Source organism: Saccharococcus sp. Marseille-Q5394, assembly GCF_946901335.1.
Taxonomy (GTDB): domain Bacteria; phylum Bacillota; class Bacilli; order Bacillales_A; family Planococcaceae; genus Sporosarcina; species Sporosarcina luteola_C.
In genome coordinates this window covers 397952-411578 of sequence record NZ_CAMPPQ010000001.1, presented here as the reverse complement: position 1 = coordinate 411578, position 13627 = coordinate 397952, and the positions used below count along the sequence as shown (strand labels likewise).

The 13627-nt window shown below is 43.5% G+C and carries 13 protein-coding genes; 6 read left to right on the top strand and 7 right to left on the bottom strand.

What is annotated here, in order from left to right:
* The first annotated feature begins 20 nt into the window (after nucleotides 1–20).
* From OC538_RS02060 to OC538_RS02045, 4 genes are all read left to right on the top strand, one after another.
* Entirely contained in the window at nucleotides 21–560 is a 540-nt protein-coding gene (locus OC538_RS02060; RefSeq protein WP_262173045.1) for a transcription repressor NadR, read from the top strand.
* Between the two features lie 216 nt (nucleotides 561–776).
* Nucleotides 777–2231, top strand: coding sequence for a PQQ-dependent sugar dehydrogenase (locus OC538_RS02055; protein ID WP_262175088.1), 1455 nt, complete (start codon nucleotides 777–779; stop codon nucleotides 2229–2231).
* Between the two features lie 150 nt (nucleotides 2232–2381).
* Nucleotides 2382–2588 carry a hypothetical protein gene (locus OC538_RS02050; RefSeq protein WP_262173044.1) on the top strand — a complete coding sequence of 69 codons (207 nt, stop codon included), beginning with the start codon at nucleotides 2382–2384 and terminating at the stop codon, nucleotides 2586–2588.
* 202 nt (nucleotides 2589–2790) lie between these two features.
* Nucleotides 2791–3171, top strand: coding sequence for a YmaF family protein (locus OC538_RS02045; RefSeq protein ID WP_251694610.1), 381 nt, complete (start codon nucleotides 2791–2793; stop codon nucleotides 3169–3171).
* A 155-nt stretch (nucleotides 3172–3326) separates the two neighbouring features.
* Here OC538_RS02045 and OC538_RS02040 read toward each other — a convergent pair whose 3' ends face one another.
* The gene (locus tag OC538_RS02040; protein ID WP_262173043.1) at nucleotides 3327–3971 is read right to left on the bottom strand and encodes an HD domain-containing protein; all 645 of its coding nucleotides are present in this window, start codon (nucleotides 3969–3971) and stop codon (nucleotides 3327–3329) included.
* Between the two features lie 333 nt (nucleotides 3972–4304).
* On the opposite strand from OC538_RS02040, the gene OC538_RS02035 reads away from it, so the two are divergent.
* Nucleotides 4305–4508 (top strand): cold-shock protein, encoded by a 204-nt coding sequence (locus OC538_RS02035; protein WP_251694612.1) that lies wholly within the window; start codon nucleotides 4305–4307, stop codon nucleotides 4506–4508.
* 51 nt (nucleotides 4509–4559) lie between these two features.
* On the opposite strand, the gene OC538_RS02030 is transcribed toward OC538_RS02035, so the two are convergent.
* The gene (locus tag OC538_RS02030; protein ID WP_262173042.1) at nucleotides 4560–4748 is read right to left on the bottom strand and encodes a zinc-finger domain-containing protein; all 189 of its coding nucleotides are present in this window, start codon (nucleotides 4746–4748) and stop codon (nucleotides 4560–4562) included.
* Between the two features lie 79 nt (nucleotides 4749–4827).
* Between OC538_RS02030 and OC538_RS02025 the strand changes: the two genes are divergently transcribed.
* The gene (locus tag OC538_RS02025; RefSeq protein ID WP_251694614.1) at nucleotides 4828–5235 is read left to right on the top strand and encodes a ribonuclease HI family protein; all 408 of its coding nucleotides are present in this window, start codon (nucleotides 4828–4830) and stop codon (nucleotides 5233–5235) included.
* A 40-nt stretch (nucleotides 5236–5275) separates the two neighbouring features.
* On the opposite strand, the gene OC538_RS02020 is transcribed toward OC538_RS02025, so the two are convergent.
* From OC538_RS02020 to OC538_RS02000, 5 genes are all read right to left on the bottom strand, one after another.
* On the bottom strand, nucleotides 5276–5878 hold the full coding sequence (locus tag OC538_RS02020) for a metallophosphoesterase family protein (RefSeq protein WP_251694615.1): 603 nt from the start codon (nucleotides 5876–5878) through the stop codon (nucleotides 5276–5278).
* Nucleotides 5879–5894: 16 nt separating this feature from the next.
* Nucleotides 5895–6716 (bottom strand): sulfurtransferase, encoded by an 822-nt coding sequence (locus OC538_RS02015; RefSeq protein WP_262173041.1) that lies wholly within the window; start codon nucleotides 6714–6716, stop codon nucleotides 5895–5897.
* Nucleotide 6717: 1 nt separating this feature from the next.
* A complete protein-coding gene (locus tag OC538_RS02010) occupies nucleotides 6718–10323 on the bottom strand; it encodes a dynamin family protein (RefSeq protein ID WP_262173040.1) in 3606 nt (1201 codons plus the stop codon).
* 139 nt (nucleotides 10324–10462) lie between these two features.
* Nucleotides 10463–12379, bottom strand: a complete 1917-nt coding sequence (locus OC538_RS02005) for an ATP-dependent DNA helicase (protein WP_262173039.1) — start codon at nucleotides 12377–12379, stop codon at nucleotides 10463–10465.
* Nucleotides 12380–12448: 69 nt separating this feature from the next.
* Nucleotides 12449–13576, bottom strand: coding sequence for a class I SAM-dependent RNA methyltransferase (locus OC538_RS02000; RefSeq protein WP_262173038.1), 1128 nt, complete (start codon nucleotides 13574–13576; stop codon nucleotides 12449–12451).
* Nucleotides 13577–13627 lie beyond the last annotated feature (51 nt).

Below are 13627 nucleotides of genomic sequence, written 5' to 3'. Positions count from 1 at the left end.
GTTGAAATGGAGGGATGACATTGACTGGAACTGAGAAAATGCCCGGAGAAGAACGCCGGCAATTGATTTTGGAAACTTTGCAGAAAGCCGAAAACCCGATGACAGGCAAAGAGCTTGGTGAACTGACAAATGTCAGCCGCCAAGTCATCGTCGGAGATATTACATTATTAAAAGCGAAGAAGGAACCGATCCTTGCTACGAGTCAAGGGTACATATATATGCACGCCTCTGTTGGACCGGAGAAAATTGAGAAAGTACTCGTCTGCCATCATACACCGGAACAGACCGAGGAGGAGTTGAACATCCTCGTCGATCACGGCTTGACTGTTAAAGATGTAAAAGTCGAGCACTCTGTCTATGGAGATTTGAGTGCTTCCATCATGGTGGCGAATCGGCTGGAAGTGAAGGAATTTATAAGGCGAGTCAACGAAGCCAATGCGGTATACCTTTCCAATCTAGCTGAGGGAGGCATCCATCTCCATACGGTTATCGCCGACGAACAACATCAAATCGATAATGCCGAAATCGAATTGAAAAAAGCGGGTATCCTCGTGGAATGATGAATAATTAACTCGTAACCAAAAAATCCCATAAAATCAAACCTTTGTACAACAAGGTTTAAGTAACTTACATCATCTTTTATAGATGATGTTTTTTATTGTTTATGTAATCATATGGCTTTCTAAACTTATCTCGAAGGTCAAATTGGGTGCTAATAGAAAAGTTCTAATCATATTCTTAAAAATAGAAAACAATAAGAAGGAGTGTAAAGTTTGATAAGAGAAGTTAAGGTTGGTTTACGGCCCCTAGTACAAAACATAAACTTACCTACTGTTTTGAAAACAACAGTACTTCCGGGTGACACAGTCGAAAGATTATTTATTGCAACCCAGATAGGAGAAATCTATTACATAGGAAACGGAGATATAAGAACTTTTTTAGATATTCGTCCGCGAGTCTTAAAACTAGGTGCTGCTGGTGGAGGTTATGACGAACGGGGATTGCTTGGTCTAGCGTTTCATCCCAGTTTTTATTATAACGGTTTGTTTTATCTTCATTATTCAGTAGCTGGAACACAAGGACCAGGTGCTCTACCTCAGTCAGAAGCTGCAAGACCTGCTCGTAATGCTCTTCCTGAATTTTTTAATCCTAATCCGTGTGACCCTAGTACCTTAAACCTTAGGTGGGTAAATAGAGAAACGCAATATGATCATATTGATACAGTTGAAGAATGGATTATACAACCAAATGGTCAACCTCAAAAACGGCGGACGTTACTTAATTTAAGAAGACCATTTTTTAATCATAACGGTGTCAACAGCTTAAACTTTTCACCTGAAACAGGAAAACTTGTGTTAACAACCGGAGATGGTGGATCTGGCTATGATCCATTTAACTTAAGTCAGAACGATATGGAAATAGCGGGTAAAATAATTGAAATTGATGTAACTAAGAATACATTTATCAATAATCCACCCGTAGTCACACGTTTTAATGAACTTCCAGTAAGCATTCAGGAAACACTAACTGTAATTGCTAAAGGGGTTCGAAATATACCAGGCATTTCATATCAAAGGTTTTACAATCAATATATCAAGTATGTGGGAAATGTCGGCCAGGATTTAGTAGAGTCAATTTTTTCATTCGTTCAATATAAACCAATACCGGTTACTCAGCTCATTCAAGCTTCTTTACTAAAATCTCAACCTGACCAGGAAGGATTTATTAACTTTGGCTGGCGTGGGTGGGAAGGTGCTTTTCCTACTTCAATAATAAGGGGTTGCTCTGCAAATCCGACTTTGGATGAAAAAACATTTGCTTATTACAATGATGCAGTAGAAACCTCATTCAAGCGTCTTCAGCCTTTAACTAGTTATTTTCATCAAGATCCCCGACCCGATAAGTTTGGAGGAACTGCGCTTACAGGAGTGCAAGCCTACACGGGGAATGGAATACCCGATTTAACAGGAAGTGTTGTGTTTACCGATATCGCCCGGGACGAGGCATCCCAACTTCCGGGGAGAGGGGTTTTAGCTTATACGAGGGTAAGAACAGATGGTAAACTAAATGATTTTAGTGTTGTACAAACTGATTATAATTTTGGTTCTCAATCAGCTTATTATGTTAGTTTAGGAACAAATCTAAATAAAACCAAGCTTTATTTAGGGGTTTATGGCTCTATGAATGTGACTGACTACAACAAAGGAACCATCTTTGAAATTGTTCCATGATTTTTAACTCTAATCTTTACTCAATACTAGATAAGTCGCATTCTCATATGATAAACGAAAAGTGACCGACAGTATCTGAAAAATACTTCGGTCCTTGTATTTAGAGAGTAGGCATCTTATCTATTAATAGCCGTAAGGACGGTTGTATGGTTGGTTGTAGTATGGATAGTATGGATAGCGAGAGTATGGTGGGTATGGTGGGTAGAATGGGTAGAATGGGTAAATCGGGAAAAATGGGTATTGAAAACGTGGGCGACGTCTTCTACGACGTCTTCCATAACTGTCGTATTCATAGTCATCATCATCGTATCTGTCGCGATCAAAATCAAATCGTGTCAATATTTCTCCTCCTTTTGATGTCAGTTTAGGTTATGTAATGTAAGGTATGACAGTCTGTGCATTCGCCTATAGTTAACATCGCTAAACTTCAATTGGTCCAACAAAAGATTTATGAATAGACGAATAAAATTAGATCTCCTATAAATCGCCTTATCGACAATAGTTTAACCTTTCTACCTTCCATACATATAGTATGAAAAAGGGAAAAGGAGTTATATTTTTGGAAATACCGGTTTCTGGATTCATGTATCATTCAGATGATTCTGACCCTGTGCATTCCCATCAGCTTTTTATTACTCAATGGGATGGAAGACCCGTACCTGCGCATGTCCACGAATTTAGAGGTGTCACTTCTTTCGATGTAGGACATAATCACAGATATGCCGGAACTACTGAACCAGCCCCAAGTGGTGTACCACACACTCATAGATACTTTACTTTTACATCAGTCGATGATCGACATCGACATGAGATTCATGGAGTTACTGGTCCAGCTATTCCCCTACCTAACGGCGGTCATTATCATGAATTTAGTGGTTTTACTACTGTAAATGGTGCTAATCCCCATAGGCACAGTTATAGTGGAAGAACAAGTTTATAATGGCTTTTTCTTACTTGCAATATATATAACATTAATAAAACAACTTAAAACTCATTATCAAAAAAACCCTTGGACCTCCAAGGGGTTTTACTCTTCAACTCACTTTTTCATTTGAAAAATAATTGTTAACCAAACCACGAAACCATTATGGCAGCTTATTTGCCGTTTCCATCAAAACCGGTTTCCGCCTTCAATTGTTCCAAGAAATCAATCATGAAGGCGTGGCGCTCCTCGGCAAGACGCTTTCCTTCCTCGGTCACCATCAAATCTTTCAATAAAAGCAGCTTCTCATAAAAATGCGTGACGGAAGCCGTGTTCCTGGAACGGTAATCATCCTCGGACATTTCTGTCCTCGCGATTTCATCCGCATCGTATAATTTCCTTCCCCTCGCCCCTCCAAAAGCGAACGTCCGGGCAATACCTATTGCGCCGATTGCGTCGAGGCGATCCGCATCCCTAACAATCGCACCTTCAATTGAAACAATCTCTTCTTCGTTGCCGCCATTGAACGAAACGCTTCTGATCGTTTCAAGAACCTTCGCTGTCAATTTATCAGCTGCACCAGCAGACCGCAACAGCTCCAGTGGGGTCACGTTTCCGATCTCTTTATATTTCGGATCATCGATATCATGCAACAGGACAGCAAGCCTAATGACTGTCAAATTCGCTACAGGCATTGTCCGTGCAATAGCTTCAGCGCTTTTCATGACCCGTAAAATGTGATCATAATCATGGCTCGCATCAAACTGCCTATAGATATCAATCACTTGCTCTGTGCATCTTTCAATGATTTTTTCCATTTGAACACCTTCTCATTTTTATTTTCTATGTAAGGATTGGAGCGAACGCCGTTACGAAGAACGGCGTTTGCGAGCACAAGCGCAGCGTTGCGAGCAGGATCCCGCAGGCTGTCTTAATTTCTGCATCAGGCGTAGAAATACGGCACATCGAACCCTTCGCTGTTCGATTGGAAAGCGTCCGCCTGAAGCGGAAATCCCGTATATCATAAAATCTATATTTAGATTCGACTGAAAATTTCGGCGTGTCATTGACGTTAATTGTCGATTCATGTATAGTAAATGCATCCATGTTAATAATGGGAAAGACATTGAAATGCCGAGGGAGGAATAAGCATGTACCAAGGTAAAGTAAAATGGTTCAGCAATGAAAAAGGTTATGGCTTCATTGAAACGGATAACGGTGAAGACGTGTTTGTCCACTATACTGGCATTATGTCAGAAGGATTCAAGACATTGAATGAAGGCCAGACCGTATCCTTCGAAATCATAGAAGGTAACCGCGGACCCCAAGCGGCAAATGTCTTGACTATAACATGAATGATGAATATGTATATGTACAAATCCCGCCTAGTAAATCCAGGCGGGATATTATTTTGTCAATTTATTCATTTCATTCCCTAAAAATTGAAGTTGTTCCCCGATTGTGCACGTTTGGATGCAAAACTGATGCGCCCCTGTTTTCCCGATGTCCTTCGCTTGTTGCCTTTTGACAAAACATCCTTCACAATACGTATCAAGCACTTCATTGATTTCATTCATGACTGTCAATTTATCCATAGCAGCCTCCCGGTAAAGTCGTTCATTTATTCTAATATGCTTTTCAGCAGGTTGCAACAAAGAAAAGGAGAGATGAAGCATGATCGAATTGTACGTTGATGGCGCCAGTGCCGGAAATCCAGGCAAGAGCGGCATCGGGATATACATCAAAGGTGAAGGAAAGATTGTCAAATTCTCCGAACCAATCGAGCCGACGAACAATCATACAGCAGAGTTCATAGCCCTTCTTCGCGGAATAGAGGAGGCCGCAAAACTGACAACGGGAATCGTCTCGGCACGCTCTGATTCCAAAGCTGTCGTCTCGGCTGTGGAAAATGAGTTTGTGAAAAACGAATTACATAAGGACTATTTGAATAAAATCCTATCCATTGCCAAAACGTTCGATTACTTTTTCATCAAATGGATATCGGATACCGAAAATCGCGCCGCGGACGCACTTGCCCGGGAAGCGATCCATAAACAAGGGAAAAAGGACGGGGAAGAATAATACTGGGAAGCATTCCCCTTCCGGCTATTGTCCCCCTACCCTACCTCGCCTTCATGAATGTAACGGTGTCTTGCATGTTGTCGTAAAGCAACCATTCCTTATCGGAAACGACTGCACCGACATTGACGAGCGTTTGGCCATCGTTCACGTCATATGGATGATCGAAAAGGATGGCCTCTTCCTCAGTTCCATTGCGCAGCAATCCTGAACGGTGGCTATGACCGTAGAACGTAAGGTTTTTCGACACTTCCGCTTCCAATAACGACCACGGTTCACCGCCCCACTTCCATTGATGGCCGTGGATCACTTCCGCCTCGCCAAGTTCGATTCTGTCAGGCATTGCCGACAACATTCCAAGTAAAGGGTCATCCGTTTCCGTTATGAACAAAATTCGTTCTTCCTGATTCCCTTTTACTGATGGGAAAGTTAGCAGCTCTACAAAACCTTTGGGTATAAGCATTACTTCTTCAAGGCTTGCAAACGTGCGTTCATTCACAAAGCGCTTGCTGATCGTACATTCGAACAGATCCCCGGTGCCGATCAAAACAGCTCCGGGTGCCCGTTCTTTAATATGGGACAGGACGTCCGATAAATCCTCTTTTGAGGAATGAACATCCCCTATAATTGCATATTGCATTTTCATGGTCCACCGCCTTCATTTACCCCTTTGCCACTTCTACGAATTCCCTTGAAATCCAGTCGCTATAACTTCCTACATACAACTTGACGTGCTCATAGCCAGTTTGTTTCAGCATCGCAAATAACGGAGCGGCTGTTACACCGCTTCCACAGTATACGACGATTCCTTCATCATGCTTCACGATTTCGGCAAGCTGCTCACCCACAGTATCACTCAAGTTAAAAGAACCGTCTTTTTTCAACTGCTCCCAGTCGAAATTCAATGCCCCGGGAATACGTCCGGCAATCGGGTCGATCGGTTCGACTTCTCCGCGATACCGTTCAGCGGAACGTGCATCAAGCAGCACATTGCCTGTTTTCCCTTCTACCGTCTTTTCGACGAATTCACGTGTGGCAAAGATACTGTCATCCCAGACAGGGACGACATTGGAAGGTACAGACGGATCCGTACTTTTGGATACAGGAACCCCCATTGCCGCTAATTCCTCGAAACCTTCCTGTAAAATGAAGGAGTTTTTGAATCCCCCGTATTGAAGAATCCACCAAGCCCTTGCCGCAAAAGGGCTGCCGCCGTCATCATATATAAATATTTGGTCATCGAGTTCTAGACCGCTCTTCCTGAATAATAATGTCAAAGACTCCTTGGCGGGCAATGGATGCCTTCCCGCTTTCTTCGTCATATCGGATAGGTCATTCTCGAGATGCCAGTAGAGCGCCTCTTTAATATGCCCCTCTTCAAACTTTTTTCTCCCCAATTCACTGTCCTGCAATGAAAAACGTGCATCAATCCATTTTACATCTTTAGTATCCAATTCATTGACCGACTTGAAAACGTCACTCATTTCAACCCATCCCCTTCAGTTGAATTTTCTTATGGATTGCTCTCCATTCTTCCAATTGCTCGGTATCCTGCAAGAGGGAGCGCTCGGATTCAATCTGCTTGATGCTCTGATTTAGTAAATGAAGCCGCAACCCTTCCGCTTCAGCCTCGATCCACTGCTCTGACCAAAACTCTATCCGTTCTTTTTCCTTACCTAAATAGATAGCGGCATCTTGTTTCAACCGTTCTTCCAGATGGTTTTTCAATACGAGCCGTTCGCCTCTTTCGAAAAATGACTTCTGATTTTTAAATGAACGGTTGACATCTTTATAGATGGCAGGATTTTCGAAAGGCGTGGTGAACGACAGCATTTCGGACTCTTCCGTTTCATACGGCGAAGGGGAAATGGAACTGTCCTGACCGTTAAGGAACCGCACTTCGGAACGCTCCCGCTCCTTCAATAACTTATTCATAAAATTGAGCATGCGTAAATTGGTCACTTTCAACTCTTGTGTCAAATCAAAACCGACCATGTGTACCGTTTCGGAAAGTGCCATCGTTAGTGCTTTTTCCGCCGTATGATTGGCGAATGTGGAAGGACTATAGCCTTCCTTGAAGAAGTCTCCAAACCGAAGAAATACCCGCTGTAAAATATAGTAAACCAATTCATTCAATTCATTGCTGGAAGCTTTGCGGAACACTTCTGCAAAACCATGTGCATAACGTGCCCGCACCTCCTGTTCAAATCGGTCGAGTTCCACCAAGCGCTCGGCCTTACGAGATTTATTTGCTTTCGCACGTTCAATTAATATTGCAAGCCTGTTGACGGCTTTAGCAGCTTCTTCGTCCAATGCCTGAACGGCAAGCCCTTTCAGGTCATCCTTCAAGAAATGGTTGAAATGCTGTTCAAAGACTTCCATGGAGCTATCCATACGACCGTCGATCTTCGCTTCCAATGCCTGCAAGCTGGAAATGCCGTGAACTCGTGGATGACGGATCCCGAAAGCAGCCAATTCCTGTTCAACGAATGAAAGGACGGTCTCCGCTTCCTCCGCATCATTCGCCAAGTCAATCGCATTAACGATGAAGAACATCTTATCCAATTCAAATGCATCTTTCACTCGTCCTAGCTGGATTAGGAATTCACGGTCGGCTCGCGCAAAGGCATGATTATAATAAGTGATGAAAAGAATTGCGTCAGCATTCCTTATATATTCGAAAGCGACGTCAGTATGCCGCGCATTGATGGAGTCTGCTCCCGGTGTATCGACGAGGGTGATGCCTTGCCTAGTCAAAGGACAGTCAATATACAAGTCAATTGAGTCGACGAAGCAGCTCCGTTCCTCCTCCGCGACGAATCGGGTAAATTCGGTTTGATGGACATTCATGACAGTCCCGAGTTTATCCTTATATACCGGGTAGCCGGTCTGAAATGCACGAATGAATGTTTTGTGAATGTGCAAGCTTTCGTTTTCCAGCTCTTTCCCTAAGACGACACCGGCTTTTTGGAACGCGTCTTCCAATGTTGAGATCGGCATCCCGATCGCTTCAAATGAAACTGCCACATCTTCGGTCATCTGGCTATTCGTTTTTAAATGAACATCCGCTGTCCGATCCTTTTTCCCTGCTGCAATTGGTCTGATCCTGTTAATCGCGGCTGTTGTCGGGTTAGGAGAAACCGGCAGCACACGGTCGCCGATCAAAGCATTGGAAAAGGAAGATTTCCCGGCGCTGAACGCACCGAATAAAGCGACAGTGAACTCCTGATTAGAAAGCCGATCCGCTTTATTCCGCAAATACTCGGCGGTCTCCGAAAATCCGGGAATATTCATCACCGAATGAGCGATATGAAGCGCCTGATCAATGATACTATCCGCGTCAGGACCTTTAGAATGAACTTCCATTGTTCTTGCTTGGCTATGCTCGACCGATTCAGTTTCCGTCAATTTTGCCGCCGCTGTTTCCAATTCATCGGGTTCAATCGTTTCAATGTCCGGCCTCTTTTCCCACTTCTTGAGTAAAGAATCACCGGAAGCCTGTAAGGCTGCAGTCGGTGCTGCTAGACTAGCAGTGAACTCGGCCTGTTGATGTTCGATTTCGTTCACTTGTGCAATGGCCGCAAGCTTTCGCTCAAGCGTTTGGATTGTTTGAAGGAGCGCTTCCAATTGTTCATTACCTGCGGATGCGGCAATTGCGGACATTTCTTGTTTCCAGTCTTCTGTACGTCTTCGGAAAACCTGCTGGATGGCAGTCTTCATCTGCTCCGCCATATTCAGTACAGTATCTCCGGTAACGACATCAGAAACATTCAAAGTTATGTCAATCTCCTCGAAAGGCACCGACATATCCATTTCGTCAATAGTAATGGACCGCCCATCCGTCATTAACCCTGCGTCTTTGAGCGTCTTTTTCATAAGTGCTTTCAAATGCACTTCAATTTGTGTATGTATCAGCTTTGATAGGTTGGAAGCTAAGTGATCCTTCCTCCTCGCCCTTTCCTCTGCTGTTTTTTTCGCACCGAATAATAAGCCTACCTTGAATCGAGGGGATTTCGACTCCAAATAATCCTTCAATAGCTCGCGCGTTTCAAAAGGGCTGATCGATGCGTTTCTAAGTAATTCGTTCCGTTCCCTTTCAAATGTTGCGTACAACTCATCCCCGGACAGAAGGGAAGCACGTTTCTTCAACCCAGTCAATTCTGCCGATAGCTCTTCGTACTCATTCCACTCTTCATCGGAAACGATATCCGCATATGCCGCTCTGCACTCGGATTTCTCATCTTCAAGAAATTCGAGGTGCTCCTCTTTCAATTTCAAAAGCGATTGTTCAGCATTCTCCAAGAAATGATCTTTCCAATTGACAATCGAGCCTTCAACGATGTCTTTCACTTTTTCAAAATCGTTGAAAGGAAGATTATCGGATTTCAAGGATGTATAGAAGATCCCTTTCGGTTCCACACCCCATAGTTTGAAAGAATCTTCAACGGACGTTTTGAAGTCCTCAAAAGGCAGTTCACTTTCCCGATGCTTGTCAATTTGGTTAATAATCAGATAGACATTGGTGTTATACCGCAATAATTCTTTTGTGAACTTGAAATTCAGTTCCGACTGGACATGATTGTAGTCCATCGTGTAGAACACAAGATCTGCAAGGTGAAGTGCCGATTCTGTAGACAACCGATGTGCGTCATCTGTCGAGTCAACTCCTGGCGTATCCATAACTGTTATCGCTTCTGGTAACTTGGATCCCGGATGCCCGATTTCGATAAGAGATATTTCAGCTCCGTCTTTACTGAAGGATTTGATCGCATCAAAGAAACGATGACCTTTGTACTTCACGAGCGAGCCATCCGTCCGATGGATGATTGCAAATTCTTCATCGGCCTTCTTCACTTTGACGATATTTGCGCTCGTCGGGATTGGACTGGTCGGCAAAAAATCCTCGCCTGTCAATGCATTGATCATGGAGGATTTACCTGCAGAGAAATGACCTGCAAATCCGATGACAAATTCTTCATCCATTACTTTTCGTGCTAAAGAAGCTACTTTCTTTACACGATCCTCGTCATGATTCTTGTTAAATAAATGACCGTAAATAGCTGTTTTTTCTAAAATATCATTAGTAAACATAATATTCGATCCTTCCTAACATTCTCTATCTACTATACCATTTTTCTTTATGTGATCGTTTTGATTGAGTATTCGGAGTTATGTATAAGAAAAGCTGCCTTTATCGAGCACCCTCGATGAGACAGCTTTTATTCATTCCTTATTTCTTGACGAACGTTTGGAGCTCCACCGGAAAAATGCCGGCAATCAGTTCTTTCATTTCCTGTTCACTATTCTCCAACAGTATATGCACCGTTCCGGAATCTTCCGATGTCCGAATAAGGCGACCTGCACCTTGCCTTAAACGGAGAAGCATGAATGGCAGATCCACTTCTGCAAACGGGTTTTCAGCATGCTTCCTGCGTGCATCAAAGAGAGGATCGTGAGGAGGAAACGGCAGGTCGTAAATAATGACCCGGGTAAGGGCATCTTGCGGGATATCAAGACCTTCCCATAAATGATACGAACATAGTACGGAAATTTCCTTCTGCTGGAAGTCGCGGATAATGGATGATAATTCCCGTTCCCCTTCGAAAGCGATTCCGGTTCTTTGTTCTTCATTTAATTCTGCCTGAAATCTTTTCATCGATTGTTCCGATTTGAACAGCAACAATGTTTGCTGTCCATCCTTCAACAAGTCCATCACATATTCGGGCTTTTCCCCAATGTTGAGATCAGCTGCAATGACTTCCATCTTCTCTTCATAGTCGAAAGGAGACTCCACTGAAAATGAAAGGAAATCATCGATGCCAAGACTATCTAATATATACCTGAAATCCTGTCCGACTGAAAGCGTCGCGGATGAAAAGATAATTGGAACATTGGATGAAAACAGCTTTTCTTTTAATATATCTGTGACTAGTCGCGGCATGATGATGAGCGTCATCCCATTTTCATTCAGTTCTAACCAATCGACCGCATCATTTTCGGAGACGAATAATTCCATAGAGTAAATATATTGCTCCAAGTATTCCTCGACCATTTTCAAATCATACTCCGGAATGATATATAACTCACCTTCAAAGACGAACTCTTCGAGCAGTGCCGTTGAGATGGAGATCGCTTCCTTACCGGCCGAGTGAATTTCACCGGTTTTTCGGATCGCTTTCCGTTCATCCCCGTTCTCTTCCGTTGCGGACTGTAATAGACGGAAGAAATGTTCATGGACATCAATTAAACGTTCCATCAATTGGAGTGTCTCTTCCCGCACTCCGTCAACCATTACACGTTCCAACAGATTGAGTAACGTATGATTTTGAACCTCATACGTGAGTGCGCGTTGAGCGGAATATTCAAGTAGATGCCCTTCATCGAAAACAATCATCGATACATCAGGCAACAATGGCATTTGGCCTTGGCGCTTTCTCGATTCTTGTGTCCAAATATGCTCCATATAGAAGTCATGCGAACAAATGATCAAGTCCGCCGCTTCACGATAATGATTCCGGTGGATTGTCTGTCCGCAGCGATTTCGGACATCACAGGCTGCACATTGTTGGATAGGATGAAAATTCATTGTTTTCCATTGCTCGTCATTCAAATGAGGATATTCAGATCGCTCCCCATAAGGAAAAATCGATTGCAAAGAAACATTGCCGTTTACGAAGTCCGGCAATCCGCTATACACATTCTCCGCAAATTCTTCCGTCGATGCGTCTACTGCTTCATCCAATCTCTTCAGACATAAATACTGATCTCTTGCTTTTGCAAGACGGACGTCAATATCGATTTTCAACGCATCGCTTATTTTGCGGATGTCTCCCTCTTCTTTCACAAGCTGATCAATCAATGTTTCATCCGCACAGGAAATCAGAGCGGGTTTGCCCGTATATCGCGCATAGGCGATAGCCGGCAATAAATAGGCGATTGTTTTCCCCGTTCCGACACCGGCTTCTGCCAGAAGGACTTTTTTCTCTTTCAGCGCTTGTTCAATTTGAAATGCCATATAGATTTGTTCATCTCTGCATTCGAATCCCTTTTCGGTCAAATCATCATACAATGTATCGCCAATCCAGTCATTCAAGGATTCATAGAATGATTTTTCTTTTGTTAATGAAAATGGCATTTTTCTTTTCATTTGCGCTCCCCTTTCCTTTTCACACATGGAAACGGAAGAGGCATGACCTCTTCCGTTTTCTCTGCTTGCTTATTTTCGTTGGCCCCAGTATTGGTAAAAGTCTGTCCGGATGAATCCATTGAATAGCTTTCGTTTCTTCGTAGCTTTTTTTCCGTACATCGTTTCAAAGTTTTCCAATGAGGACAACATGTATACGGACCAAGAAGGATACCTATCCATTATATGACCGAGGATCTGGGCAAGATCCTCAGCTTCCTCGATTTCACCTAATCGTTCTCCATAAGGAGGATTGCCGACAAGCACGCCATTCAACCCTTCAACGGTCAAATCCTTGACGTCACGCTGCTCAAAGCGGATTATGTCCATGAAGCCTGCTTCAACTGCATTTTGCTGTGCTACTTTGATCATTCGGGGATCTACGTCGAAACCTGTAATATCCAACGGCTGGTCATACTTCGCAATATCTTCCGCTTCTTCCCTGACACGGTCCCAAATTGCCTGATCCATCCACGGCCATTCCTCACTGCTGAAGTCACGGTTATATCCTGGTGCGATCTGCTGCCCGATCATTGCCGCTTCGATTGCAATCGTTCCAGATCCGCAAAACGGGTCAACGAACGGTCTGTCCGGATTCCAACGCGTCAATTTGACGAGGGCCGCCGCCATTGTCTCTTTAAGCGGAGCATCCCCCTGTCCGACACGATATCCGCGTTTATGCAAGCCGGCCCCGCTTGAGTCGATTGTCAATGTAACTTTATCTTTCAAAATGGATACTTCAAGTTTAAATAATGGACCTGTCTCGTCTAAAAAACCGACCCGATTATATGCAGTCTTCAAACGTTCAACAATAGCTTTTTTCACGATTGCCTGGCAGTCAGGTGTACTGTACAATGTCGATTTCACCGATTTTCCAGCGACAGGGAATTTTGCGTCTACAGGCAAATATTGTTCCCAAGGAAGGGATTTCGTCTGTTCAAAAAGGTCATCGAACGTCGTTGCAGTAAATTCACCGACGATGATGCGGACACGATCCGCGACACGAAGCCACATGTTTGTTTTGGCAATTGCTGTTTCATCGCCTTCGAAATAGATTTTGCCGTTCTCGGTTTGTGTGTGGAAGCCTAATTCCTTCACTTCATCTGCAACAATCGATTCAAGCCCCATGGCGGATGTAGCGACCAATTTATAGTTTGTCATGCATTTTCAACTCCAATTCCAATTCTAGTCTTATCTATATGTAGTCTGCCT